Origin of the sequence: Streptomyces sp. NPDC007917 (assembly GCF_042959105.1) — a bacterium.
GTDB lineage: Bacteria > Actinomycetota > Actinomycetes > Streptomycetales > Streptomycetaceae > Streptomyces.
On sequence record NZ_JBIBKK010000042.1, the window covers coordinates 26,241 to 50,294 of the forward strand.

Here is a 24,054-nt window from a genome sequence, read left to right on the forward strand (position 1 = left end):
GCATGGATGGTTCGCTCTCCTTCGAGAGCCTCCTTCGCGGTGCTCGCAAGTTCGCGTGGTCTGCGCACGAGGCGCACGGCCTGGGGGACGAGGAGGTCTTCCTCCTCCACGCTGGCGTGAGTATTGAGCGACTGGCGAAGGCCGCGCTGGTGAGGAAGAGCCCATTTCTTCTGATGGAGATGAAGGGCAAGGACGACACGCTGTTTCACCTCACCGGAGTCCGCCAGGCGACGAAGCTCAGAACCGTGGGCGCCAGCCAGGCCATCAGTCGCCTACGAGACATGGCTGTTCTGCCCCGGCAGGACGCCGATCTTGACCAGTTGATCGAACTGCGGAACGGCGTCGCCCATCTGATGGCCTCAGCCGACGAAGCATTCGACGGTCTCACCGTCTTCTGCCGAGTGACCAACCAGCTCTTGGACCACTTGGTCCAAGAACAGGATCTGTACTGGGGCTCCTGGTCCAATCTCGTCAGCATCACGCTCAACGATGCGCAGGAGAAGGTGGAGCGGGACGTCGCACGTCGTATCGAACAGGCCCGGCGTCTACTCAAGAAGCGCTTCGACGGTCTCCCGGAAGAGGCACTGGACAGCTACGTGGACACGCGGCCGTCCGTGGAGTACGGGCTTCAGGTCTCCGAGAAGCACGGCCCCAAGGTCTTCGTGCCCAGGCTGTGTCCTGCCTGCGAGAACCTGGCCCTCGTCATCGCCGGACCGCCGTACTACATCAAGCGTGACGAACCCGGAAAGTCCTTCGCCGAAGGCTTCCTCTGCCTCGTGTGCCGGTTCGCTTTGGAGCGCCACGAGCTTTCAGCAGCGGGCATCCCTGAGAGTTTGCGCCTGGTGGACGAACTCGGCCATGCGCTGCTCACCGTGGAAGAGGAACTTCGCTGGCACTTCGATCCAACAGGTGAAGGAAGCACAGCGGAGGATTGACCCCCTTTCGACACCCGCTCCCAGGCCCCGGCCGGGGAGCCGGGGCTTGGGGCTCTGAAACCGATCGCCCTGTAGTACTGAGGCAGCTACCGTCCCACCATGGACGATTCCCTCTCCTTCGAGAGCTTCCTCGCGGGCGCCAAGAAGGCCGCCTTCAAGGCCATGGAGGATCACGGGCGCCGCGAGTACGACGAGTTCGCCCTCCATGGAGGCGTCGCCATAGAGCGGCTCGCCAAGGCCGCTCTGGTCAAGAGAAACCCGGTCTACCTCTTGGAGATGGGCAACAGGACGAACCCTGACCTGCTGCTCTACTTCGGTGGCCACTTGGACATGGAGCTGGACAAGATCAAAACGGTGGGCGCCAGGGACGCCGTCAAGCGGCTACGCACCCTGAAGGTTCTCCCCTCAAGCTCTCAGCTCGACAAGCTGATTGAACTCCGCAACGGCACCGCTCACACGAGTGGCGGTGACGAGGCCAAGGCGCTCCTGCCTACACTCGCCGAGACCATCGCGATCCTGCTGAACGACGTCGGCTTGTCCATCGAGCAGTTCTGGTGGCGTTGGACAAGCGCCGTGAACGTGGCGGTCGACAAGCAGCGGGACAAGATCCAGCGGGACGTCGAGATTCGGATCAAGCAGGCCCGGCATTTCTTCGAGGACAGATTCAAGGACCTGCCCGAAGACGCTATGACGCAAGTGCTGACAGCGTCTGAGCTGCACCTTTCAAGGTTCGATCCAAGTCTGGACACGAGGTGGCTGGACGAACTTCCCACAGGTGGTCATTACTACCACGTGGCCACAGTCGACTGCCCCGCATGCAGGGGTCCCGCCACGGTCCGGCTCCTACCCTCCGAGAAGGGCACCGTCCCCACCAGCATGGACATCCTGCACTGCAATCTTTGCGATCTGTACCTGACAGGGCTGGACGAGGTGAAGGCTTCCGGCGCGAGGAGCCCATTTCAGAGCAGTACATCTCCTCGGCTCATAACGATCACCGGCGTTTAGACGCCGTTTCTTTTGGTGCCTGCGGGTCGTTGAATGCTTCGTGGGAGAGCTGGTTGAGCGGTTGGTTCCAGACGAGTTGTGGGTGCTGTTCCGGCGGGTAGTGCCGCCTTCAGAGGTCAAGCGCCCTCAGGGCGGTGGGCGAGCTCGAGCAGGTGACCGCGAAGCATTGGCCGCGATCATCTTCGTGGCTACCTCGGGCTGTACCTGGCGACAGCTGCCGCCGGTCTTCGGCCCTGCCTGGCCCACCGTCTACCGACGTTTCGCCCAGTGGAGCCGGGACCGTGTGTGGGCCGGCTCCACCGTGTGGGTGCCGGAAAGTATGTCACCCAGGTTGACCTGCTGGTTCGAGTTTGCCAGAGCTCGGGTGGCTGCAGGCTGTTCTGGGGCAACATGCGGGGCGTGGTGATACGGCTGATCTACCTGCTCGCCTGTCAGACGTTCCGATGGCTTGTCCTCCTGGCCCGCTCGAGTGCGGCGAAGGATGTCGAGATCTTGATGCTCCGGCATCAGCTCGCCATCGCGCAGCGCAACCGGCTTCGGCCTCGGTTCTCCTGGAGCGACAGGGCCGTCATGGCAGCTCTGCTCCGGATCGTGAGCAAGGAACGGCGTACCCAGGTGGCCTTGCTGGTCACTCCGCGATCGGTTCTGCGCTGGCACGCACGGCTCATCGCCTGGAAATGGACCTATCCCTCCCGTCGTCCCGGTCGACCACCGAAACCAGAGGCGCTGCGGCAGTTGGTCGTGCGTTTGGCGCGGGAGAACCCCGCATGGGGATACCGCCGCATCCAAGGAGAACTCCTCGGCCTGGGACGCAAAGTCGCCGCCTCGACCGTCTGGTCGATCCTGAAGGAGGCCGGGATCGACCCGTCGCCGCAGCGCACGGACCGCTCCTGGGCTACCTTCCTCAAGGCCCAGGCCTCCGCGATCGTGGCCACCGACCTCTTCCCCATCGACACCGCCTTCTTGCGGCGCTGGTTCGTGCTGTTCTTCATCGACCACGGCACCCGGCGGGTGCACATCGCCGGCATCACCCGACACCCGACCGGCCCGTGGATAGCTCAGCAGGCATGCAACTACCTTATGGACCTCGGCGACCGCGCGGAGTCGATCAGGTTCCTCATCCGGGACCGCGGCGCGTACTTCACCGACAGCTTCGACGCCGTCTTCCAAGCGGTCGGCGTGCGGGTCCTCCCGACACTGCCCCAGGCACCCCGGATGAACTCAATCGCAGAACGTTGGATCGGATCATGTCGCCGCGAGGCCACCGACCGCATCCTGATCACCGGACAGCGACATCTCCGCCTCGTCGTCAATGAGTACGCGGAGCACTACAACAGACACCGGCCACACCGATCCCTCGGCCAACGGCCACCAGACCCGCTGATCACACCTGAACCGCGGCCAGCCAGCGCCTCCACATCGGTCTGCCGGCGTGATCGACTTGGTGGCCTCATCCGCGAATACAAGCAGGTTGCATAGGTTGACAGCGTTTCCGGCACCCACAGGGATCAGAGTTCCGTCCACGATCAGGACGGTGTCCTTGCGGAAGCGTTTGCGCTGCTGGAGCGCGAGCGAAGGGCCGATGTGGTCGATGATGCGGTCGGCGGCCGACTTCGACACCCCGAACAGCGGTGCCAGCTGCCGCAGCGTGAGGTTGGTGCGCCAGTACGCGGCGACCAGCAGGACCCGGTCCTCCAGCGGCAGACTCCACGGCCGGCCCTTGCGAACCGGGTCCGCGCCTTCGCGACGCAGCGCGGTGATGAGCTTGCCGAACTGGCGTGGGCTCAGCCCGGTGAACGGGGCTGTCCAGGAAGGCTCCGACGCCGTGATCACACCAGACACGACAAGATCATGTCACCCATGACCGGCAGGCTTCTTCTCCTTGCAGGGCCCGATGTCCGACCCTCGACCTACGATGCCCGGATGCAGCCACACTTCACCGGTACCGCCCTGATCACCGACGACGTCCCGGCCCTCGCCGCCTTCTATGCCGCGCTCCTGGACGCAGATGTCGAAGGCAGCGCCCCCTTCGCCCGCGTGACGGTCCCCGGTGCCGCCCTGTCGTTCTTCTCCACCCAGGGCATGGAGTCGATGGTGCCCGGATCGATGGCCGCCGCTGCGAGCGGAGGCTTCACCCTGGAGTTCCAGGTCGCCGACGTGGACGCACGCCACGAACGGCTGCGGGCTCGGGGCATCGAGATCCTCAAGCCGCCGATAACCCAGCCCTGGGGACGCCGCTCGGTGTGGCTGCGCGACCCCGACGGCAACATCGTCAACCTCTACCAGGACGCGTGACGACCGGTTCCCTGCACCTCGGCTCGCTCATTGCGGGACAACCTTTAGCTCACAAGCCGAAGATCATGTATCCGCAAGAAGGATGGTACCTGATTAGGGCGTTGCTGTCGAACTGGCTGCTGCTGGTCATGGGATTGGTTTTCCTGACCGGTGCGGTTTTCATGGCGCCGCGACCCGCCTGACCAAGTGGCAGGTCACCCGAGGCATCCGGCACCTGCGGGACGTCGGGGCCGCCGAGCACCTCACACCGATCATCTGGCACCGCCGGCACGGATACATGTTCTCCGAGGATCCCGCGGACTGGATTGAGTATGAGAAGAAGCAGTTCCAGCAGATCCTCGGCCGCCTCACCCGGATGATCACGGGCACGCTCGACCCGCACCTGGGCCGTCGAGCAGTACGACACCGCGCTGGTGCCCGCCGGCTGACAGTGCGGGTGCCGACAAATCATCTGCGCAGCTCAGGCGGCGTGCTGGTACTGGTGGAGGACTCCGCCGAGTCGGTCTCTGCGGCTGACTTCGAGGTGGGTGAGTTGGGCTTGTTGGGTGATGGGTGCGGGTAGCGGGCGGCATGGGGCGGCTTGTTCGAGTGCCCTGTGCGGGCGGTGTTCGTTGTAGAAGGTCTCGTACTCGCGCAGGGTGTGCATGAGGTGGCTCTGGTTCCAGATCAGGGTCCGGTCCAGGAGTTCGGTGCGGCAGGTCTGTATCCAGCGCTCCATGAGCGAGTTCATCCGCGGTATGCGAATGCCGGTGGTGACGACCTTCACGCCGGCATCGGCCATCAGGGTGTCGAAGGCGGCTGTGAACTTCGAGTCGCGGTCTCGGATCAGGAACTTCGCCTTGCTGTCTGCGTCATCGAGGTGCATGAGGAGGTTGCGCCCGAGCTGCATGATCCAGTCCGCGGTGGGGTGTGGGGTGGCGCCGAGGATCCGGATGCGCCTGGTGGTGTGCTCGATGGCGGCGAAGGCGTACAGGCGCGCACCGGTCAGCGTGCGGACTTCGAAGAGATCGCAGGCGAGTAGAGCTTTGGCCTGGCTGCGGAGGAAGTTGGCCCAGGTGGTGCTCTGCCGTTCGGGTGCGGGAGGGATGCCGTGCTGGCGGAGGATTTCCCAGACGGTGGAGGCGGCGATCTTGATCCCCAGGGCTGCGAGTTCGCCGTGGATCCGGCGATACCCCCACGAGGCGTTCTCCCTGGCCAGGCGCAGGACCAGGGCGCGGATCGACCGGATGGTGCGTGGGCGTCCGCATCGTCTGGGTACGCAGGTCGCGGCATGGCGCCGCCTGGGCAGTTCACGATGCCAGCGCAGGACCGTGTCGGGGCGGACCAGCAGCAGAAGGTGCCGCAGTCTGTCTTTGGGGAGGTGGTGGAGCAGCCCGGCGAGGATGGCACGGTCTGTGGCGGTGAAGGTCGGCTTGCCGACCCGGCGTTGCAGGATCAGCAGCTGGTGCCGGAGTACCAGGATCTCGACATCCTTTTCTCTGTCGCTCATCGGCAGGAGACGTAGGAACGCCAGGGCGTTGGTCGCGGCGAGGTAGGCCAGACGCAGCAGCACGACAGATCATGATGCCGCCGGGGTCCTGCGCAGGTGAAGACCCTGGGGTGAACGTCGAGGAGAACCGAAGATCCGTGATCAGTCTCCCGACCTGCGTGGATGATTTATCGGCACCCGCACAGTTCCCGCAGGGCCGCGGCCGGTGAAGGCTTCGTTCGGGTGCGGGTCGACGTTTATCACCAGGTGGTGACACTCGCACCTTCGAGCTCCCTTGTGGGCGCCCGGCCCTGCCCGCCCATCTGATCGGCGACATCATCGCCATGGTCTGGCGCGTTCAGGAGGCCGCCGACGCCTGCCCGGAGCGGTGGGCGACCGAGGCGGGCTTCGCCGACCGAGCAGCCCTCGACCTGCTGTGCCTGCTCGCCCTGCGCGCCGGCCGCACCGACCTCGCCCTCGCAGTGCCCGAACCACGTGTCGGCACGCTGGTCGCCGCTGAGCTGTTCCGTGAGCCGATCTGCGTCCGCCAGCGCGTTGTGGGCCTGGTCGGGTTGGCGGGCAAGGGCGTAGGCGCGGGCGACGATGGCTGCTGCCAGAGTCGCGGCGGGCTTGCTCGGCGAGGTCGGCCGCCGCTTGGGGCGCGCCGTAGTTCAGGGGCACCATCGCTTCGCGAGCGAGGATCCAGGCGTGCAGCTGGCAGTCTCTGGATTCGCGAGCCGCGCGGGTGGCCGTGGCGAACCAGGCGCGGGCTTGTCGTCGGCCGCTGAGGTCATGGAGCACGATCGCGGTCATACCCGCCATTTGCCCGGCTGTGCGGCACAGCCGGATGCGGGTGGCGACCGGCTGGGGGGGGGCGAGCAGCGGGCCGCTGTGGCCTTCCGCCGGTTCATCGCCCTGTGGCAGGATGATCGGCGTGACGGACGTCTGGTGGCCGGACGGCGAGTTATCGCGCGTTGTGCTCCTCGGGACCGCCGAGTACCAGTCCGCCGAGTTGACCTCGCTCCCTGCCGTGCGTGGCAATCTCGCAGGGCTTCGCGCCGCGCTCACCGACCCGGATCGTGGCCTCCTCCTCCCGTCGCACTGCCGCGTGTTGGGCGACGGTGAGCCGGTGGCCACACCCGCTGTCGGTGCTGCCCTGGCCACTGCGGCGCAGGAGGCCACTGACCTGCTGCTGGTCTATTACGCGGGCCATGGCCTCCTCGACGAGGACGGGCGGCTGTACCTGTCGCTGACCGACACCGACCCCGACAATGTCGGCTTCAGCGCCATCCCTGTGGAGCTGATCCTGCGTCTCGTCGGGCGGGCTCGGGCGAAGGCGCGGGTGCTCATTCTGGACTGCTGTTTCTCCGGGCGGGCGGTGGCGGCGATGGCGTCGCGGCGCAGTATCGTCGCTGGTCAATTGGAGCTCTCGGGTACGTACACGCTGACCTCCACCACGCACACGGCGCCGTCGTTCGCCCCGCCCGGGGAGCCGCACACCGCGTTTACGGGCGCGTTGCTGCGAGCGCTGACCGGCCCGGAGCCGCTCACGCTCGATGGGATCCACGCGTTCATCGACGCCGAGTTGGCCGGCCGGGGCCTGCCCCGCCCGCAGCGCCGGGCGGTGAACGCGGCCGGCACCTTGACGCTGGTCCGCGCGCCCGTACGGACGGCTGTGGAGCCGGCGGCCGGGGCGCCCGAGCTCGCTGTTCCGGGGGAGGCCGCCTTCGGCAGGCCACCGGTCAGGCACTGGGTCCGACGGCTGTGCAGGCTGCTTGCCGGGGGGCTGGTGGCGGCCACTCCTCCGATGACCTACGCCGCGTGGGTGCCGCTGAAGGGTGGGCCATACGCCCTGATCATCCCCCTGTTCACGCTGCTCATGGCGGGCGTTTGCCACACCACCCTCGACCACCGCCCACACCTGACGGTGAACGCCACCGGGCTGTCTCTCTCCTCCGATCCGGCTACGGGGGACCGCACCGACATCCCCTGGGAAGATGTCATGTATGTCGGACTCCTCCACCGTGCCGAGCTGGGCTACGGGGACGGTAAGAAGACGTACGAGAACATCCTGCTGGTGAGGCCGCGGCCAGGCGCCTCCCTGTGGCTGGTGTCGTCGCTGGGCAGAGGAGAGCTCGACAACCTGGGCTACCACGCGCTTGGCACCCTGAACGAGTTCGACGCCGACCCGGTCCTCCTGCGTGAGGCCGTGCTCGGCTTCGCCCCTGCCCGCTATCGCACCAACAGCCAACTCCTCGACCTCGATCCACGCCTCAGCGCCCTGGCCTGACGCGAACGCCGCCTGGGCACGACCCGCTTATGCGGGCGGCTCGCCCAGCTCCACGGTGAACGCCCACAGCGTGATTCCCGGTACCGGCTCCCAGTAGTACCCGCCGAAAAACCAACGGGGTAGCTCCTGGCCTGGCCATGCCCAGGCGGCCGCCACCACGGCCGCCAAGACCCTGGCTGCCAGCACGGAGACGACAGCCGTGCGGATACCGGACTTGCCAGGGTTGGGAATGCGCATACTGCATGACACCGCAAACGAACTGCACATGCTGCGGACTTGAGCGACCTCTGAGAGGGCGGCATGAGGGTTCATGCCTGATTGCTGCTTCGTCGAGGGCGAGCGGACTTCTGAGGCCGGAGAAGAGCCACGTCACCGTGATGGCTCTGACCAGCTCCAAGGGGTAGAAGGTGCCCGAGGACGTCTGAAACAGATCGTCGGCCTCCAGGTTCAGGCCCGTGGCTGTGTCGGTTTCTGAGGGAGTCGTTTCGGTGTGACTTCGGGAGTCGTTCTGCGGTGAGCTTCAAGATCAATGTCAGTGACTTTTGATGTCGCTCTGGAGCTGTGGGCCGCCCCCCTTAGCCTTGTGCTTTCACGGAGCGGGCGGCGACTAGGCTTTTCCTGTGATCACGTACACGACCGTCCCCAGTGTCGACGCGATGCTCGACGACCTAAGGACACTTGTCGAGACAGAGTCGCCCTCCCGCCATCTCGATGCGCTGGACGCGTCGGCCCGAGCAGTCGCCGGTGTCATCGAGAACCGCTTGGGGGGCAGGGCCGTGCTCGTCCCGAGCGAGGCCGGGCCGCATGTGCACTGGTCGGGCGGCGGGGAACCGAAGGTGCTGATCCTCGGGCACCACGACACTGTCTTTCCGCTCGGCACCCTGGAGCGCCGCCCCTTCAGGGTGGAGGACGGCCGGGTGACCGGCCCGGGTGTGTTCGACATGCTGGGTGGTCTGGTGCAGGCCATCCACGGACTGGCGCTGCTCGACGATTTGTCGGGCGTGGAGATCCTGGTGACCGCCGACGAGGAGGTCGGCTCCCGGGCCTCGCGGGCCCTGATCGAGGAGCGTGCTCTCGCCTGCGGTGTCGTGCTGGTGTTCGAGGGGGCGGCCGACGGAGGGGCCCTGAAGACGGGCCGAAAGGGCTGCGGCACCTTCGAGGTCTCCATCACCGGGCGGGCCTCGCACGCGGGTCTGGAACCCGCAGCTGGTGTGAATGCCCTGGTCGAAGTGGCGCATCAGGTACTGGACATCGTGGCCCTATCGCGGCCCGAGATCGGTACGACCGTCACGCCGACCGTCGCTTCTGCTGGCACCCAGGACAACGTCGTTCCCGCTGGGGCGACCGTGTTCGTGGATGTCCGCGTTGAGTCGCCCGAGGAAAAGGAGCGCGTCGAGTCGGCGTTCGCCGCCCTGACCCCCCATGTCGACGGAGCCGTCATCTCCGTACAGGGAAGTGTCGGTCGCCCCCCCATGCCCGAGTCGGCGTCGATGCAGCTCATGGCCCTTGCACGGAGCCTGCAGCCGGGCATCGAGGGCAGGGCAGTCGGTGGTGGAAGTGATGGCAACTTTACGGCCGCTCTAGGCGTGCCGACGCTCGACGGCCTCGGGGCCGTTGGAGGAGGTGCCCACGCGGACCACGAATACCTTCTCGTCGAGACCATGGCCGAGCGAGCAAGTCTTGTCGCGGGCCTGGTGAGTGCGATCCGGACGCAGCATAAACCTTGACGCGCGTTCCCCACCTGAGCCTAGTCACTCAGCTCACCTTGGTTTGCTCGGCCTGGGCCTTGGTGTGGGCGAGGCGGTAGGACTCTGTGCCGGTCTGGATGATGGCGCCGTTGAAGGTCAGCCGGTCGACGATGGCCGCGCAGAGCCGCGGATCGGTGAAAGTCTTCGTCCACCCGCTGAAACTTTCGTTCGAAGCGATGGCGACGCTGTTCTTCTCCTCGCGCTCAGTCAGAACCTGAAACAGCAGCTCAGCGCCCCTTCGGTCAAGCTCCATGTAGCCGAGCTCATCAATGCACAAAAGATCGACACGGCCGTAGCGGGCGATCGTCTTCGTCAGCTGCTTCTCGTCGGCCGCCTCGACGAGTTCGTTGACGAGTTTGGTGGCCAGCACGTAGCGGACGCGGAAGCCGTGCATCGCGGCTTCAGTGCCGAGCGCGATCAGCAGGTGGGACTTGCCGGTGCCGGAGTCGCCGATCAGGACGATCTCCTCGAGGATGCCTCGAGTCTGGTGGCGGTCCTTGAGGTCTGTGTGCGCGAAGGGGCCCCCATGGTCTTCTCCTGAACGCGGCAGCCTGCAAGCCTTCCCATGAACTGAGGAGAGCACGGCCATGTACGCTTTCTCCTCGCTCCCGGTTGCGGCTCACCTCCGCCTACGCGGAGAGCACGGCCTACTCGTAGATCCGCGCGGCTGAGAGTTGTAGGGCTACGGATCTCCAGGTGACGGGTTCGAGTTGCGCGTGGAATGGCGAGTTGGCACCCACCCACGCGGCCCAGGCGTCGAGCCAGTCGTAAAGGGTGCTGTGCGCCCAGCTGCCTCCATCGCCTGCCCATTGACCACGGTCGAACTTTGCCTGGCTCTCCTTTTCGTCCCGAGCGAAGTCAGTGGCGAGCGTCGCCACGTACCTCCGCAGGTCGCGGGGTGTGTCGACCTCGTCCGGCTCAGTTCCGGGGGCCGTGAGCATGCAGTCGAAGCCCGGCGATGTGGTGCGAACGGTGTCCAGTTGGTATGCCAGTCCTTGCCAGCCGGGTCGACCGGGTGCTTCTTCGTGAAGCAGGTCGGTGCCGTCGAGGCGGTCACCGAGCAGGCGGACCCACCCCCACAGGAGACCGTTGATGGTCTGGTTGGTCCAACGGTTGACCGTCGGCGGCTCTGCGTCCTGGCCGCTGCACGCCTGCTCGCAGTCGAAGGCCAAGAAGCGGAGGTAGGCAGCGAAGTCCTGCCGGGACTCCACCTGCTGCCAGGAGTCGATGCTTCGGGATGCGGACACATCGAGAGGGTATGGGCCGCCCTGGCCTGAGTCGACCAGATCGCTGGAGACGTCTCGCCGTGATCTTCCGCGGCTGACCAAGAGCGGCTGGCCACCCAGAGCTGGTTCAGTTCAGCACGTCCGAGCCGAACCAGATCTGCTGAGACGAGGACGAGCATCCGCCGCCGACCCATATCGTCTGAGAAGTCGACTCGCAGCGCGTCTCAAACGATCTGGTCACCGCAGGTCACAGCCTGTACTGGGAACCAGACCCTTTGAGACGGGACATCACCGACACAGCCAGCTCACCTCCGCTCGCGCTGAAGAGCACCGGTCCGATGACCACCGCTGCGGCCGGGCAGGCGGCTCACCTCCGCTCGCGCGGAGAGGGCGCCGCGCGGGACATGGGGAGCGGGTTCAAGGACGGCTCACCTCTGCTCACGCAGAGAGGACGTCGCCTCTTCCAGCTCGACGGTGTCCAACCGCGGCTCACCTCCGCTTGCGCAGAGAGCACACCGGCGGCAGCATCGACCGGCTGTTCATCGCCGGCTCACCTCCGCTCGAGCGGAGAGGACGTGGTCGACGTGGCACCGGTCTTCTTGAGCCCCGGCTCACCTCCGCGCGCGGAGAGGACGTTAGAAGCGAGCGTTCCCCAAGTGCCGTCGGCTCACCTCCGCTCGCGCGGAGAGCACGGACACCGCCCACGTTGTCTCCCACGGTGTTGCCGACATCGTCTGGTTCGGAAGCTTCGCGCGTCGGGCACCCTGCCCAGCAACACACCGAGGCGGGCCGCGCCATCCTGGTCGGCGCAGCGTCGGGCAGCGGGGCCGGGAAGACCGAACGGAAGGAATGGTTCGTGACTGAGTTCTGGATTGGACATCGTCGGTACCGGACGAAGGGTGAGGCGAAAGAGGCTGTACGCGAGGTGCTGTACCGGTACACCGTGGGGAGCATCGTGGACCAGGAAGACGACCATCTGCTCCTGCTGGACCTCCTCGACATGCACCATGAAGCGGACGACAAGATCGGCCCGGGCGTTGCAGTCTTTGCGATCGCCCCGCCACAGCGCGGGCCGTACCCCGGCTTCGAGGTGATCCGCACGGACGGGAGTCGCATAGATTTTTCCTACCAGACATGCCTGAAGCCGCCGACCTACCGCCAGCAGGTCATGAACGTGATGCGGGACGAGGTCAAGTCGGCCATCAACGCCTACTTCGAGTCTCGGAGGGCGGTCGGCTCCCTGGTCTCGGACCAGTCCTGTACGCCGCTGAACAGCAGCAACACCGCCGTCAGCTACTTCCGGGGACCCTCGTTCGTGGGAATCGCCGAGGAATTCGCCAAGACAGTCGGCGGATGGGAAGCGATCGAACTGACTCCGTCGACAGAGCCTGGACTCGGAAGGTTCAAGGACCGCGACCTGGCCGAACGATGGTTCAGCCACCCACCAGGAGCGCGCCGTGCTCGGACTTCTGTCGTCGCAGGAGAACCAGCGCCGCCCTCGCAGGTGAAACTCCCATGCCCTGTCCGCGACTCCAAGTTCGCTCCAATCGCATGGTCGCGGATGAGGAGCCCGGCGATCCGTATCCCTGCTGCCCGCGGCCCTGGCCAGCCCGGCACCGAACCCGACACCTCGGTGTCGGACCGGCGCTCGCGCGGACTCCCTGGTCCGGCTCACCTCCGCTCGCGCGGAGAGCCCTTGCCTTCAAGGCATGTGACCTTGATCTGCCGCGGGTCACCTCCACTCGTGCGGAGCGCACCCGGTGAGGAAGGCGGCGGCCATGTCGACGCCCGGCTCATCTCCGCTCGCGCGAGGTGGGACGGGACCGTCGGCATGCCGTCCAGCGGCTCACCTCCGCTCTCGCGGAGAGCACCCCAACCGGCGGTAACGCTGCTGCGCGGCCTGCGGCTCACCTCCGCCTGCGCGGAGAGCACTGTCCTCACCCTATGGGCGGCCGGGGTGGGGGCTTACGGGTTGCCGTCGAGGTGGATGCAGGGGGCTTCGCACATGTCGTCGCAGACGTGCGTGGTCTGCCGTACGTGCCGGTCGGCCAGGTCCCCCTGGCGGGTCGCCGCGTCGCTGGACGGGCGCACATCCCTGCTGTTCGTGGCCGCGGAGATGGTGTGTCGCCTGCTGGTCATGCGTGCCTTTCTCGATGGTGTGGTGCGTTTCGGCGGGGCTCCGGCGCGGATGCCTGGCCGGTGCCGAAGTCCCGCCTCCGTGTGGCCGACGTCCGAGTAGCCGACCAGAGGGGCTGAGAGGGTGGGCCGCTGGCTCGCGGCTGCTGTCCGGCACGGAGGGACCGGACGCCAGCGACCCACCGGTCTATCGGGCAGGGCCGCCCAGTACGCACAGGGCGACGGTCATTGCCAGGAGCGCGGCTGCCACGGTGAGGACCAGACCGGAGCGGACAACCCGGAAGGCGCACCAGGCGGCCCGCTCGGTCGAGGACGGTCGGCGATGCCTCATCCGGCCTCCTCCGCATGGATCTGCCGCGTGGTCGCCTCGTAGGCCAGCAGCAGCTGCTCTCCCTGACTGCAAGCGCCGCCGGGCGTCTTGCAGGCCAGGCAGCCCGCGGCGTGCTCGATGGCAGCGCGCCACTTCGCCTCGGCGCCCGAGTCGGGGGGCGTCACCGGACCCAGCCCTGCTGTCGGGCGCGGCGCATGGCCGCGAGCTCGGCGAGGATGTCGCGCTGCTTCGGGAAGCTGGGCGCGCAGCCGGGGCAGGCGTAGGCAGTGCGGCCGCCGGCGCTCGCCCCGTGCTCGATCGCGACGACGACCGGCTCGCTGGTGGGTTTGTCGCAGCGGGCGCAGATCTGGGAGGTCACCGCTGGACCTCCGCGCGGGGGCCGAGCGCTTCGCGGGTCGCGGTCTCCAGCGCGGCGAAGAGGGCCGCGGGGTTGGTCAGGTGCTGGCCGCCGTTCCTGAGCGGTACGCGCCAGCGCACGCCCGGACCCGTCTCGCACCCCACAGGGGGCACTTCGACGTAGGCGGTCGCGCCCCACACCTGGACGGAGGGCAGCAGGCCCATGTCCCACTCGGCAGCGGCGCCCGGTGCGATGAGCCAGTAGAGCACCCTGTCGATCGGGTTCTCGATGACCGCGCCCGTCGCCTCGCCCAGGAGGTCGAGGGTGCGTTTTCCGATGCCGATGGAGAAGGGGACGCGCACGACGTCCCACGATTTGCCCGCGGGCTGCAGCTCCGCGCTACGGCCGGCGGGCGGCGTCCACGGCAGGGCGGCGCGGGTGTCGTTAGTCGTCTCCAAGGGAGCCCCCGATGTCCTCGGTGGTCAGATGACAACTGACCGTAAAAACACCGGGGGTAGAGAAGGGGCAGAGATTCTGCCCCTCGAACGCCGGTTCAGCCGGCCAATACTCCGATCTTCACCGCCAGTTCGGCGGCGCGTCGTCGATGCTCAGGAGACTTCGACTCCGTCTCTTCCAAGATGATGCGGCGCGCATAGCCGTTGTAGCGGATCGTCTCCGGCGCTGCCTCGTACGCCTTATCCAACGTCGCCAGTGCAGTCTCTGACTGTCCGTTCAACTGATAGCCCCGGGCCTCCTCGATCCGGTGCCGGGCACGTCGAGGCCGTGACGGAATCGTCTTGGCGTCCGCCTTCGCAGCCTGCCGTACCGACTCCCCGCCCGCGTGCAGCTCGACGGCGACCGTGACCGCATGCGCGCCCATGATGGCTCGGGAGAACGAGGTCACGGGGTGGTAGTAGTCGGCAGGCAGCTTCTTGGCCATCTTGCGGGCGGTGTCCCAGTAGCCCCAGGCGGTGCCAGTGTCGCCGCGGCGGGCGGCGGTGTATCCGGCTTCGAACTGCAGGGCACCGGCGATTGCTCGAACGTCATCCGGCGCGTCAGGGAGCAGCGGAGTGAGGTAGCGCAGTGTTTCCATGGTGATCGCGTCGGCTGCGTCGTAGTGGCCGGGGCCGCTGTCGCGGTGGGCTTGAGCGGTGAGCCATGCGGCTACGCCGATGGCGTGCGGGTCCTCGCTCTCCTGGGCGGCGACCATGCCACGTTCGGCCACGCGCCACAAGAGAGCGGAGTCGGGCTGGTAGGCGATGAAGAACTGGCTGAGGCTGTAGACCTCGGACAGCACCGCTTGCGCTGCTCGCCGGTCGGCAGCGCGGTCCGCCTGCCGTACCGCGAGCTGTGCGTCCAGGATGAGGTTTGGCAGGAGACTGCCGATCACCTCGCGGTGGTTGGGTGCGGAATGACGGGCGGACCAGGCGCTTTCGAGACGTGCGCTCAGATGCGCCGCGGATGGGGCCTCGCGATCAGCGGCCAAAGGGAATGTATCGATCGCTGCCCGCACCGCGGGCAGCTTGGCGTGTCCTGGGCCGATGAAGAGGTCGATGTGCATGGTTTGGTCGCCAGTGAGCTCGCCGAGGTTACGGACGCGTAGGACCTCGGCGATACGCAAGATCATTGGGAGTCCGGGGGTGTGGAGGGTGCCGTTTTCGATCTGCTTCACCCAGCTCGGGGACTTGCCAAGGAGTCCGGCGAGGACCGTACGGCTCATTCCCCGCCGGAGGCGGAGGACTTCCATGCGCTGGCCGAAGACCAGCGGGTGCTCCTGTGGGTCCGGGGTAGCATCAGATGGCATGGCCTTGCCCCTCTCTGTCCAGCTCGTCACTGCCAGGGTATGGGGCAGGGTCCTTGTCATGTGAGGGCGTTCACTCCCGAGCATGACGAAAGCCCCCTCGCCCGGCCCGGAGGCCAGACGAGGGGGCGCCGGGTAGAGCGTCAGCGAGCCAGCACGACCGTGATCTCCATATCGGGACAACCAGCCGCGACCCGCCGGAGCGCCGCCACCTCGGCCGCGTCAGCCGACAGCTGCCACCGGGTCTTCACCACAGCCCAGTCCGCGATATACCGGCAAGCAGTGGACCCCGGCGTCTGCTGGCAGCCACTCCGACACATCTTTGTCGGCCTTCTGCCTGTTCTGCTGCGCAGTCACCGCATCCAACGCCCGCGGGTCGTCCAAGTCGTTCGCGTAGTCCTGCCGTTCCTGGGCGGTCCAGGCTCCCGCTCCCGAGTCCCATGCCTCAGCCAGAGGCACCTTGTGATCAATGTCCAGACCGGAGGGACCATCCACCGGCTTGCCGTCGTACCACGACAGCCACCTCCCTCCGGAAAGCCTGCACCCGGCGCTCACGGTGGGCGGCTCGACGGCCTCGGCCAGAAGCACCTCAGATCGGGTGCTGCATCCATCGTGGTCGGCGTCCACCCAGTGTTTGAACTTGCTCCGGTCGTAGCCATCCCGGGACTCGTCCGCGACGGGCAGGTCGGTGATCGCCTGGGTGAGCGTCGTTGTCACCGTGTCACCCGGCGCCGCCGACGCTGACGGAACCGAGCCGACGAGAGCCGCCACTACCACGCCGCCGACCATCAGTGCCTTCAGTCTTATGCCGCTCCTCCGTAGGGGACCGGCACCGTAGCGGCCGCCACCCGAGGACCACTCGACCGACGTACACGCGAGTCTTCGAAGACCGGACATATGACCCAGCCGCGACAGCCATTGGGTGACATCGTCACCTGCCACGCCAAACGGCGCTCTCGAACGACTCAACCACCTGCAACCGATGGAGACGGAACGTCAAAGATTAGGCCACTCAGGGTCAACGACACGCCTCCCAAGGTCCGCCAGGATCGAGGAAGGAAGAAGCTCAGGAAGGAGAGAAGTGCGAGCGTTCAAATTTCGTAGGGCCGCCGGTGCGGCTGCCGTGTCTGCCGTGCTCATGGGAATGTGCATTGCTCCCGCAACTGCTGCACCTGTGTCGACGTCCGACAAGGCCGACTGCCCGATAAGTAACCCCAATGTCTGCACGTGGACGCAGAAGAACTACGAGGGGACACTAAGCGTCTCGGGAGGCAATCCTGGGGTGTGCTACCACGGTCTTACCATTCGCTCATTCAAGGTGAGTACCCCTGTGTTCTATGCGTTCTACGAAGGCTCGAATTGCACGGGGCGGTACTTCGTGAGCAAGGGGTCGTCTGCGGATGCCACGACCCATGGCTATGTGGCTCACAGTTACAAGGCGCGCTGATGCCATAAGGGCAGCCCTGCTGCAGGTTCCGTAGGCGGAACCTGTGGAACAGCCTCCGAGTGTCTGAGTTCCGGCCGCTCAGGGGCGACGGCGGTCCGGCGCCAACACGGCTGGCGTCGTCGGCGTTGGCGTCGGCTCGCTCGGCTGGGGCGCACCGTCGCGGCGGCACACCAGCGCGTCAGGGTCCCAGCTCGGCGCCTGCAAGGAGTATCCATCCGGGCAGGTCTGGCCGTCCCGGCCATCGACCCCATCCCGGCCGTCCTGCCCGTCCGCACCCGGCGGTCCGGCCGGTCCCTGCGGGCCAGCCGGACCAGGCTCACCCTGCGCCCCCTGCTCGCCAGCCGGGCCAGCACTCCCGGCCGCACCGGTCGGACCCGGAGACCCCGACGGGCCGGACTTCCCCGCCTTGCCCGGCTTCCCGTCCGTTCCATCCTCACCCGGTGGTCCGGTCGGCCCCGGCGAGCCGGGCCTGCCTCGAGGGCCAGGCGGCCCGGAGGGCCCGACATCGCCGCGGCTACCCGGCCTGCCAGCCACGGGCGTGCCACCCAGGTCCTGCACCTGGCGAGCCAACGCGTCTCGATCCTTGTTGGACGCCCGTAGATCGGCGCCTTGCTGCTGCACCGTGAGCACGATCCACGCCAACACAGCGCCCAGCAGCAGGGCTCCCGCCACCGCAAGGGCATCCCCGCGCCGGCGGCGCCGCTCCTCCGTGCGCAGCTGCCCGCGCTTCATGACCCCACCCCCCCCGCGTGAGCATGAGGACGATGGGAAGCAGCACGCCGATCAACGGCACCACCACCGCTCCGATCAGCCATCTGCGCGTGGCGACGATGCGCTCGGCGTCTTTCTCTCGCAGCGTCTCCAGAGTGGCCACGCGCTGGGCGAGCGCCTCATGCCGCAGGTCGTATACCTGCTGGTCGACCTTGCTGTCGAGCCGTGCGCCGAGCTCCCGCATGTCGTCCTTGAGGTCGATGAACCCCTGTTCCATGCGTCGCTGCACCTCGCCCAGCGTCGGCTCGTCAGCCATGAATCACCCCTCAGAGATCAGACAGCAGTCGGTCCGGCCGGGCGACCGGGCAGGGCTGGGGAGACCTGCCCGCGGGTCACGAACATCAGCATGCTGAGCATCGCCGCGTTGATCGCGGCCACGTGCGTCGGCGCCGCCTCGTACCCGAATGCGGCGACGGCCGAGGCGATCGTGGCCACCGCGGCACGTTCTCGGCGAATGCGCTGCAGACGAGTTTGGAGCGGGGTTTGCCGGGGTTGGTGGGGGAGCGGGGTTCGGGGTTGCTGCTGGTGACGGCGCCGACGGGGGATGGGAAGACGGAGGCGGCGTTGCATGCGGCGTCGGTGTTGGGGCGGGTGTCGGGGGTGGGGGGTGTGTTTGTGGCGTTGCCGACGATGGCGACGGCGGATGCGATGTTGTCGCGGGTGGAGGAGTTTGCCCGGGTGAATGTGGGTGGGGATCGGGCGTTGGTGTTGTTGCACAGCATGGCTTGGTTGAGCCGCCATGGTGGGTCTGATGAGGGTGATCGCGGTGCCGTGGTCGCTGATGGGGTGACGAGTCTGGAGGCGGGGCGGTGGCTGAGCGGTGGGCGTCGGGGGTTGTTGGCGCCGCTGGGGGTGGGGACGGTGGATCAGGTGCTGACGGGTGTGTTGCCGGTGCGGTTCAACGTGCTGCGGTTGCTGGGGTTGGCGAACAAGGTGTTGGTGGTGGATGAGGCGCATGCGTATGGGCCGTGGATGCATACATTGCTGGTGCGTTTGCTGGAGTGGCTGGGGGCGTTGCGGGTGCCGGTGGTGTTGTTGTCGGCGACGTTGTCGGGGCGGGTGGCGTCGTCGCTGGTGGAGGCGTATCGGCGGGGGTGTGGGTTTCGGGAGCCGGTGGGGGTGGAGTCGTGTTATCCGGGCTGGCTGTTTGTGGATGCGGCGTCTGGTGAGGTCTCGCGGCCTCGGGCGGTGGGCAGTGATCGGCCGCGGACGTTGCGGGTGGTGGTTGAGCCGGTGTCGTGGGATGTGCGAGAGCCGGCGGGCGCCCGTGTGGTGGTGGGCTCTCGTCGCGCGGCCCTGGTCGAGTATCTGACGCCGGTGGTGGAGCGGGGCGGCTGTGTGCTGGTGTGCTGCACCACGGTGGATGAGGCGCAGCGTACGTTTCGTTTTCTGCGGTCGGCGTTTCCTGATCTGGCGGGGGAGGAGGGTGGGCTGCGGTTGTTGCATGCGCGGTTTCCGGCGTGGCGGCGTGAGGAGATTACGGGGGAGTGTGAGAGGGCGTTCGGGAAGCCGGGGGGTGTTGGGGTGGGGCGGCCGGTGCGTTCGGTTTTGGTGGCGACGCAGGTGGTGGAGCAGTCGCTGGATTTGGATTTCGATCTTGTGGTGAGTGATTTGGCGCCGTTGGCGCAGTTGCTGCAGCGGGCTGGTCGGTGTTTGCGTCATGAGCGTGGTGGGCGGCCGGGGTGGGTGGGGGCTGATCCGCGGTTGGTGGTGCTGGATCCGCTTGGGGAGGGCGGTATGGAGCCGCCGCGGAGTTGGGGTGAGGTGTATGACGCGTCGCTGCTGATTCGGACGCGTCAGCTGCTGGTTGAGCGGGCGGGGGAGGGGATCGCGGTTCCCGGTGACGTGCAGCAGGTCGTGGATGAGGTCTATGCGGAGGATTTCGGTGAGCGGCTGGACCAGGCGGCCCGGGAGGAACTGATACGCCGGGATGTCCGGCGGGTCGCGGGCGAGGCGGCGGAGAAGCAATTGGCGAATCTGACGGCCGTCCCGTCGCCGTATGCCTCGTCGCTGCGAGACCTGTCGCTCCTCAGCGGTACTGGGGAGCTGGTGGATGAGGCGTTGGTGACGACGCGGCTGGGTGCCGATTCTGAGCGCGCGGTGTGTGTATACGAGCAGCCTGATGGGTTGTTGACGCTGGATCCGGAGGGGGTGCGGAGGCTGCCTGGGGCGGATCGGCGGCGGTTGTCTGTTGAGCAGGTGGCTGAGGTGATGCGGCATACGGTTGCCGCTGCCCGAGCGGTGGCTGGTGGGGCGGGATGAGCGGCATGCCGCGTTGGACGCGTGGTCTGGCCGGCCGATGCTGGCGTCGTTGGTGGTGTTGCGATTCCGTCTCGGGACGGGCGGAGAGTGGTCGTGTTCGGTCGGCGATCGGTCATTGCTGCTCATTGATCTCGGCATCAGTGAGCGATAGTGGTCAATCTCCGCGACCGGTCTGTTTTACCCACTTCCCACTTCTAATGTTCAGCATGGCCGTCCCGCCCGCGAGCTCGGGACGGGACGACTCGGGCCCCCGCTTGCGCGGGGAGAGCAGGTGCCTTTGAGCGGGACCTTTGCCCACCTCCCATGGCTCACCCCCGCGTCAGCGGGGTCCTGCCGCGTCGAAGGCTATCCACTCACGCGTCTGAGGAGGCGATATGGAACGGAAACCACCCGATGATCTCTACGACCTGTTAGCTTGTGATTTAACGTCTGCTTCGATGCACGGCCGGCTGGGTGGTGCTATCCATCGACGCGTCATCACTCTTGGGCGGTCACCCCGAGATCATGGCGCATCGCGGTCCTCATGACCCGGAGCATGTCCCAGATCTCTGCCTGGGCCTGGACAGCGGTGGCCACCGTCTCCCCAGGTTCGGGTTCTTGTCGCTCAAGGCGTTTGACCTGGCCATAGACCTTGTTCAGGGCCTGATTGACTTCACTCGCGCGTGCGAGCACCTCGTCGGGGGCGATCATCTGCGCTTCGGAGTATCTGTCGCGATGGGCTCCTTTTGCCTCATCGAGTGCCTCGCTGTCGGTCTCCTCGACACTGCGTTCTCGCATGACGTGCAGATGGCGATTGAGCGCTGTTGTGAACTGACGTGCATCCCGGTTGAGTTCCACGTAGCAAGTGCGTCGGAGGAGCAGGTTCTCGCGAACCTCCTCTTGGTCCCGAAGAAGCTCTATCTCGCGACGTTTTGCCCGTTCGGAGGCGCGTTGGGTGAGGAACGATCCCCCCAGTGTTCCGGCCACACCTGCCACCGCGATGATCACAGAGCCAAGATCCACAGATCCCCCCTCGAAGCCGCTTGCCGTCACATCACCCACTGCTCGCTGCCTCACTGTCAAGCACCAGACCGCTGGTACGTCGGGGTTTGGTGCCCTTCTTGTGGTGGGCGGGACGGCTGTAGACCTCGCCGGTGGCGAGGACGCGACCCACGTCGTGACGGGTGGCCGGACGGCGGTTCTTCGAGCCTTGTGGCCTTCCAGGCCCGGGCCGAGAGGGTTTCGGTGCACCAGCCGGAGAGCCGGCCTTCGTCCACAGGTTCCGGAACCCCCGGCGGACCCGAGCGGGCGTGAGCTTGTTCGGCTCGGTCGCCTTCTCCCAGGGCCGCCGTAGGTCGACGGCGAGTGGACGGGCGAGCCGGAGCTGGGTGTGCGCGACGATCACCAGCCAGGTCCAGCGGTCGGCCGCCTGCGAGCTCCGCAGCCGCGGCTTCGTCCAGCCCAGCGTCTGTTTGAACAGGCGAAATGTGTGCTCGACGTCGAAGCGCCGGAGGAAGGACTGCCAGCAGCGGTCGACATCGGCCATGGTGGCGTCCGTGCCCGACCACCACAGCCACACCGGCTTGTTCACCCCGCCCGACGGCAGGTGCTCGACGACCAGGCGGATGACGGTTCCCTCGATGATGGGCAGCGGCCCCTCGTAGTCGCTCCAGGCCGCCCGTCGGGTTAGCCGCGGGTGCAGCCGGTCCCACGCCTGCGCGATGACCTTTCCGTAGAGACGGGTGCCGGTGACCGTCACGACCTGCTCATCACCCCAGGTGGCCGGGTCGCCGAAGACGAACTCGCTGCCGTGCTTGGGCGGACGGCCGTGTGCCGTTCAGAAACGCGTCACTGCTGGTCATGCCGCGTATCTGTACTCATTGATCAGGCCACCAAGGATACGGGTCTGGAGTAGCCGTCCTGGGGTTTTCAAGTCGCTCAGCGGTGCAGTGTGGTGATCGGCGAGTGGAGGTAGTTGCTCTCGGGCCTGATGCGGTCGATGCCCGTTGTAGTGTCCGGCGTAGGTGCTGAGAACGTGGAGAGCGTGGCGCTCGCTCCAGAGCAACAGGTGGTCGAGGGCCTCGCGCCGTAGCGTCCCGATAACTCTCTCGCAGTGTGCGTTCATCCGCGGGGACTGCGGGGCGGTCTTGAGGGTTTTGATGCCCTCAGCTTCGAAAACCGCGTCGAAGGAGTCGGTGTATTTGTCGTCCCGGTCGCGGATCACAAAGCACAACGACTCCAGGCGCACGCCCACTTCAAGCGCAAGGTTGCGGGCCTGTTGGGTCGTCCACTGTGCGGTCGGATGCGCGGTCACCCCGGCGATGTGGAGGCGGCGTGTGCCGTGCTCGAGGAAGATCAGTGCATAGACGCGGCGAAGATCCACCAGATCGATGTGCAGGAAGTCGCAGGCGATGATGGCCTCGGCCTGGGATGTCAGGAACTCACGCCATGTAGGCCCGCCGCGGCGGGGAGCAGGGTCGACTCCGGCTGCCGTCAAGATCTTCCAGACCGTGGACGCGCCGATCCTGTGGCCCAGCCGGGCGATCTCCCCCTGGATCCTGCGGCAGCCCCAGCGCGGGTTCTCCCGCGCCAGCCGCAGCACCAACTCCTTCACAACTTCCGCCGTCGCTGGCCGACCCGGCTTGCTCCGGCACGCACTGTAGTCCCACCTGCGTGCAACAAGACGCCGATGCCAGCCGAGCAAGGTCCCCGGTGTCACGGGGAACACCTGCGCCCAGCGACGCCGAGGTATCAGCGAAGACAACGCCGCGAACCACAACCGGTCCGCCCACTCATACCGCACCGGACTCGAAAGTTGCCTGCGCAGCACCGCGTTCTCATGCCGGAGCACGAGCAACTCAGTGTCCGTGGCCATCCGCCGACGCAGCAGCACCGCTGGGACCGACAGAAGCTTCCGCGTGACCTGATACACCAATGAGACGATCACCTGCACATGGTCCCAACGAGCCCTCAGATCCCGCCAGACCGCCTACGACCTGCAGCGACGCATTTCTGAACGGCACAGGCCGTGGCTGTCGCAGGCGTGAGCGAAGACCGACTCTGCCAGCAGGAAGATGTAGCCGCCGTGCGCCATCCCAGGGTTGTTGATCACGCTCGCCGTCATGGTCATGTGCAGCTGTGCGCTGGCCTTACCCACGTCCAGCATGTCAATTCCGAGCAGTCGCGAAGCACGGTCCTCGTCGCACATACTGCCGCCCTGTAGCTATGACGAGCAGCCCTCCCTTCGCGCAAACCGAAGATTCGGTTAGCACGTGGAAAGGTAAAGCAACCAATGGTCGATCCTGCTTGTCAGCGCGTCCGCAGACAGGGTCCGAGGGATCAGGTGAGGCGGCGGCAAGGGCCGAGGGCCTGCTCAATGCTCCGGACGTGATCGTGGAACGGATCGGCCCTCTCTCATGCGCAGGATCAAGGTGACCGCATCCTCCGAGCGGGTTCCGGGAGTCAGGACTTCCTGCAAGAGGAGGCCGCGAATCGCGGCAACGGTGACGGTGGCCACCTCCCGCGCTTCCTTCGGTTCGAGCCCTTCGCGTTCCGCGAGTGAGGACAGCATCACGGTCAGGTCGCCGATCGACTCTACGAACTCCGCGAAGTCCTCGGGGCCGTACGCGGCCAGTCCGACGACGTAGAAGAAGCCGCGGACACGCGACAGCTGCTCCGGCCGGGTGTACGCACGCCAGATCGCCACAACGAAATCGTTGAAGGTGCCCTGCTGGGCGGCCTCCAAAAGTGCCTCGTTGTCACGCGATCGCTGCGCCTTGAGCATGGCGGCCAAGACGCCCGGGAGTGATCCGAAGTGGTATCGCAACAGGGCGTGGCTGGTCTCGATCCGGGCGGCGATCTCACGGAGCGACATCTCCGGCGGGGGAAGGGCCTCGCCGAAGGCGTCGAGAAGCCGTGCCAGGAGTCGCTCGCGCGCGCTGCCCTTGCGTTCCGAGGTTGACAGGATCACTCCCACAGTTTATCCATTGGAAAAGAAAGACGCGGTTCCGTGTTGCTTCACAC

The 24,054-nt window shown here is 66.6% G+C and carries 23 protein-coding genes and 5 pseudogenes; 11 read left to right on the forward strand and 17 right to left on the reverse strand.

From position 1 onward, the window contains the following. Window positions 1-2 precede the first annotated feature (2 nt). The 4 genes and pseudogenes from ACFZDL_RS44590 to ACFZDL_RS44605 all read left to right on the forward strand — a co-directional run bounded on the left by ACFZDL_RS44590 (window position 3) and on the right by ACFZDL_RS44605 (window position 3,419). A complete protein-coding gene (locus ACFZDL_RS44590; protein ID WP_353597295.1) occupies window positions 3-935 on the forward strand; it encodes a hypothetical protein in 933 nt (310 codons plus the stop codon). Window positions 936-1,034: 99 nt separating this feature from the next. After that, window positions 1,035-1,940, forward strand: a complete 906-nt coding sequence (locus ACFZDL_RS44595; RefSeq protein WP_353597294.1) for a hypothetical protein — start codon at window positions 1,035-1,037, stop codon at window positions 1,938-1,940. 40 nt (window positions 1,941-1,980) lie between these two features. Next, a pseudogene (locus tag ACFZDL_RS44600) lies at window positions 1,981-2,232 on the forward strand (transposase); the annotation flags it as partial. 98 nt (window positions 2,233-2,330) lie between these two features. Further along, entirely contained in the window at window positions 2,331-3,419 is a 1,089-nt protein-coding gene (locus ACFZDL_RS44605; protein ID WP_391194295.1) for an integrase core domain-containing protein, read from the forward strand. 24 nt (window positions 3,420-3,443) lie between these two features. Here the strand turns inward: ACFZDL_RS44605 and ACFZDL_RS44610 are convergent. Then, window positions 3,444-3,782, reverse strand: a pseudogene (locus tag ACFZDL_RS44610) (transposase family protein); the annotation flags it as partial. 81 nt (window positions 3,783-3,863) lie between these two features. Between ACFZDL_RS44610 and ACFZDL_RS44615 the strand changes: the two are divergent. Together ACFZDL_RS44615 and ACFZDL_RS44620 are read left to right on the forward strand one after the other, a co-directional pair. Further along, window positions 3,864-4,235, forward strand: coding sequence for a VOC family protein (locus tag ACFZDL_RS44615; RefSeq protein ID WP_353596891.1), 372 nt, complete (start codon window positions 3,864-3,866; stop codon window positions 4,233-4,235). Continuing rightward, window positions 4,232-4,417: a hypothetical protein gene (locus tag ACFZDL_RS44620; protein WP_353596892.1), complete on the forward strand. Its 186-nt coding sequence runs from the start codon at window positions 4,232-4,234 to the stop codon at window positions 4,415-4,417. Before ACFZDL_RS44615 ends, ACFZDL_RS44620 begins: the two co-directional genes overlap by 4 nt. A 278-nt stretch (window positions 4,418-4,695) precedes the next feature. Here the strand turns inward: ACFZDL_RS44620 and ACFZDL_RS44625 are convergent, their stop codons facing one another. Continuing rightward, window positions 4,696-5,787 (reverse strand): integrase core domain-containing protein, encoded by a 1,092-nt coding sequence (locus ACFZDL_RS44625; protein WP_353596893.1) that lies wholly within the window; start codon window positions 5,785-5,787, stop codon window positions 4,696-4,698. An 850-nt stretch (window positions 5,788-6,637) separates the two neighbouring features. Here ACFZDL_RS44625 and ACFZDL_RS44630 point away from each other — a divergent pair. Then, window positions 6,638-7,993: a caspase family protein gene (locus tag ACFZDL_RS44630; protein WP_353596894.1), complete on the forward strand. Its 1,356-nt coding sequence runs from the start codon at window positions 6,638-6,640 to the stop codon at window positions 7,991-7,993. Window positions 7,994-8,649: 656 nt separating this feature from the next. Next, window positions 8,650-9,720, forward strand: a complete 1,071-nt coding sequence (locus ACFZDL_RS44635) for a M20 family metallopeptidase (protein ID WP_353596917.1) — start codon at window positions 8,650-8,652, stop codon at window positions 9,718-9,720. 28 nt (window positions 9,721-9,748) lie between these two features. Here ACFZDL_RS44635 and ACFZDL_RS44640 read toward each other — a convergent pair. Together ACFZDL_RS44640 and ACFZDL_RS44645 are read right to left on the reverse strand one after the other, a co-directional pair. Continuing rightward, window positions 9,749-10,210: pseudogene (locus tag ACFZDL_RS44640) on the reverse strand (ATP-binding protein); the annotation flags it as partial. A gap of 178 nt (window positions 10,211-10,388) precedes the next feature. Further along, window positions 10,389-10,988, reverse strand: a complete 600-nt coding sequence (locus ACFZDL_RS44645) for a hypothetical protein (protein ID WP_353596895.1) — start codon at window positions 10,986-10,988, stop codon at window positions 10,389-10,391. On the opposite strand from ACFZDL_RS44645, the pseudogene ACFZDL_RS44650 reads away from it, so the two are divergent. Further along, window positions 10,969-12,048: pseudogene (locus ACFZDL_RS44650) on the forward strand (DUF3223 domain-containing protein); the annotation flags it as partial. The gene ACFZDL_RS44645 and the pseudogene ACFZDL_RS44650 sit on opposite strands and share 20 nt — an antisense overlap. Window positions 12,049-12,932: 884 nt before the next feature. On the opposite strand, the gene ACFZDL_RS44655 reads toward ACFZDL_RS44650, so the two are convergent. The 7 genes from ACFZDL_RS44655 to ACFZDL_RS44685 form a co-directional block, all read right to left on the reverse strand. Then, a complete protein-coding gene (locus ACFZDL_RS44655; RefSeq protein ID WP_353596922.1) occupies window positions 12,933-13,106 on the reverse strand; it encodes a hypothetical protein in 174 nt (57 codons plus the stop codon). A gap of 184 nt (window positions 13,107-13,290) precedes the next feature. Beyond that, a complete protein-coding gene (locus ACFZDL_RS44660) occupies window positions 13,291-13,434 on the reverse strand; it encodes a hypothetical protein (RefSeq protein ID WP_353596896.1) in 144 nt (47 codons plus the stop codon). Then, the gene (locus ACFZDL_RS44665; protein WP_353596897.1) at window positions 13,431-13,598 is read right to left on the reverse strand and encodes a hypothetical protein; all 168 of its coding nucleotides are present in this window, start codon (window positions 13,596-13,598) and stop codon (window positions 13,431-13,433) included. Before ACFZDL_RS44665 ends, ACFZDL_RS44660 begins: the two co-directional genes overlap by 4 nt. Further along, on the reverse strand, window positions 13,595-13,792 hold the full coding sequence (locus ACFZDL_RS44670) for a hypothetical protein (RefSeq protein WP_353596898.1): 198 nt from the start codon (window positions 13,790-13,792) through the stop codon (window positions 13,595-13,597). Before ACFZDL_RS44670 ends, ACFZDL_RS44665 begins: the two co-directional genes overlap by 4 nt. Continuing rightward, window positions 13,789-14,229 (reverse strand): hypothetical protein, encoded by a 441-nt coding sequence (locus tag ACFZDL_RS44675; protein ID WP_353596899.1) that lies wholly within the window; start codon window positions 14,227-14,229, stop codon window positions 13,789-13,791. The genes ACFZDL_RS44670 and ACFZDL_RS44675 overlap by 4 nt, the downstream gene beginning before the upstream one ends. Window positions 14,230-14,324: 95 nt before the next feature. Next, entirely contained in the window at window positions 14,325-15,575 is a 1,251-nt protein-coding gene (locus ACFZDL_RS44680; protein ID WP_353596900.1) for a helix-turn-helix transcriptional regulator, read from the reverse strand. Between the two features lie 219 nt (window positions 15,576-15,794). After that, window positions 15,795-16,361 (reverse strand): DUF1524 domain-containing protein, encoded by a 567-nt coding sequence (locus ACFZDL_RS44685; RefSeq protein ID WP_353596901.1) that lies wholly within the window; start codon window positions 16,359-16,361, stop codon window positions 15,795-15,797. A gap of 355 nt (window positions 16,362-16,716) precedes the next feature. On the opposite strand from ACFZDL_RS44685, the gene ACFZDL_RS44690 reads away from it, so the two are divergent. After that, window positions 16,717-17,019: a peptidase inhibitor family I36 protein gene (locus tag ACFZDL_RS44690; protein WP_353596918.1), complete on the forward strand. Its 303-nt coding sequence runs from the start codon at window positions 16,717-16,719 to the stop codon at window positions 17,017-17,019. Window positions 17,020-18,063: 1,044 nt separating this feature from the next. Here the strand turns inward: ACFZDL_RS44690 and ACFZDL_RS44695 are convergent. After that, window positions 18,064-18,225: a hypothetical protein gene (locus tag ACFZDL_RS44695; RefSeq protein ID WP_353596902.1), complete on the reverse strand. Its 162-nt coding sequence runs from the start codon at window positions 18,223-18,225 to the stop codon at window positions 18,064-18,066. 90 nt (window positions 18,226-18,315) lie between these two features. On the opposite strand from ACFZDL_RS44695, the gene ACFZDL_RS44700 reads away from it, so the two are divergent. Continuing rightward, entirely contained in the window at window positions 18,316-20,052 is a 1,737-nt protein-coding gene (locus tag ACFZDL_RS44700; protein ID WP_353596919.1) for a helicase-related protein, read from the forward strand. Window positions 20,053-20,529: 477 nt separating this feature from the next. Here the strand turns inward: ACFZDL_RS44700 and ACFZDL_RS44705 are convergent, their stop codons facing one another. From ACFZDL_RS44705 to ACFZDL_RS44725, 5 genes and pseudogenes are all read right to left on the reverse strand, one after another. Next, on the reverse strand, window positions 20,530-21,039 hold the full coding sequence (locus tag ACFZDL_RS44705; RefSeq protein WP_353596903.1) for a hypothetical protein: 510 nt from the start codon (window positions 21,037-21,039) through the stop codon (window positions 20,530-20,532). Window positions 21,040-21,085: 46 nt separating this feature from the next. Continuing rightward, window positions 21,086-21,859, reverse strand: a pseudogene (locus ACFZDL_RS44710) (transposase); the annotation flags it as partial. Window positions 21,860-21,889: 30 nt separating this feature from the next. Further along, window positions 21,890-22,978: an integrase core domain-containing protein gene (locus ACFZDL_RS44715; RefSeq protein WP_353596904.1), complete on the reverse strand. Its 1,089-nt coding sequence runs from the start codon at window positions 22,976-22,978 to the stop codon at window positions 21,890-21,892. Between the two features lie 42 nt (window positions 22,979-23,020). Then, entirely contained in the window at window positions 23,021-23,239 is a 219-nt protein-coding gene (locus tag ACFZDL_RS44720; RefSeq protein WP_353596905.1) for a hypothetical protein, read from the reverse strand. Window positions 23,240-23,404: 165 nt separating this feature from the next. Beyond that, a complete protein-coding gene (locus ACFZDL_RS44725; protein ID WP_353596906.1) occupies window positions 23,405-24,007 on the reverse strand; it encodes a TetR/AcrR family transcriptional regulator in 603 nt (200 codons plus the stop codon). Window positions 24,008-24,054: the final 47 nt, after the last annotated feature.

What these genes read in the sequence shown, in the direction of transcription:
- ACFZDL_RS44635 (WP_353596917.1), top strand. Translation starts at nt 8,650, where the DNA reads ATGCTCGACGACCTAAGGACACTTGTCGAGACAGAGTCGCCCTCCCGC.
- ACFZDL_RS44615 (WP_353596891.1), top strand. Translation starts at nt 3,864, where the DNA reads ATGCAGCCACACTTCACCGGTACCGCCCTGATCACCGACGACGTCCCG.
- ACFZDL_RS44660 (WP_353596896.1), bottom strand. Translation starts at nt 13,434, where the DNA reads ATGAGGCATCGCCGACCGTCCTCGACCGAGCGGGCCGCCTGGTGCGCC.
- ACFZDL_RS44595 (WP_353597294.1), top strand. Translation starts at nt 1,035, where the DNA reads ATGGACGATTCCCTCTCCTTCGAGAGCTTCCTCGCGGGCGCCAAGAAG.
- ACFZDL_RS44605 (WP_391194295.1), top strand. Translation starts at nt 2,331, where the DNA reads ATGCGGGGCGTGGTGATACGGCTGATCTACCTGCTCGCCTGTCAGACG.
- ACFZDL_RS44590 (WP_353597295.1), top strand. Translation starts at nt 3, where the DNA reads ATGGATGGTTCGCTCTCCTTCGAGAGCCTCCTTCGCGGTGCTCGCAAG.
- ACFZDL_RS44720 (WP_353596905.1), bottom strand. Translation starts at nt 23,239, where the DNA reads ATGTGCGACGAGGACCGTGCTTCGCGACTGCTCGGAATTGACATGCTG.
- ACFZDL_RS44655 (WP_353596922.1), bottom strand. Translation starts at nt 13,106, where the DNA reads ATGACCAGCAGGCGACACACCATCTCCGCGGCCACGAACAGCAGGGAT.
- ACFZDL_RS44685 (WP_353596901.1), bottom strand. Translation starts at nt 16,361, where the DNA reads ATGGTCGGCGGCGTGGTAGTGGCGGCTCTCGTCGGCTCGGTTCCGTCA.
- ACFZDL_RS44690 (WP_353596918.1), top strand. Translation starts at nt 16,717, where the DNA reads ATGTGCATTGCTCCCGCAACTGCTGCACCTGTGTCGACGTCCGACAAG.
- ACFZDL_RS44680 (WP_353596900.1), bottom strand. Translation starts at nt 15,575, where the DNA reads ATGCCATCTGATGCTACCCCGGACCCACAGGAGCACCCGCTGGTCTTC.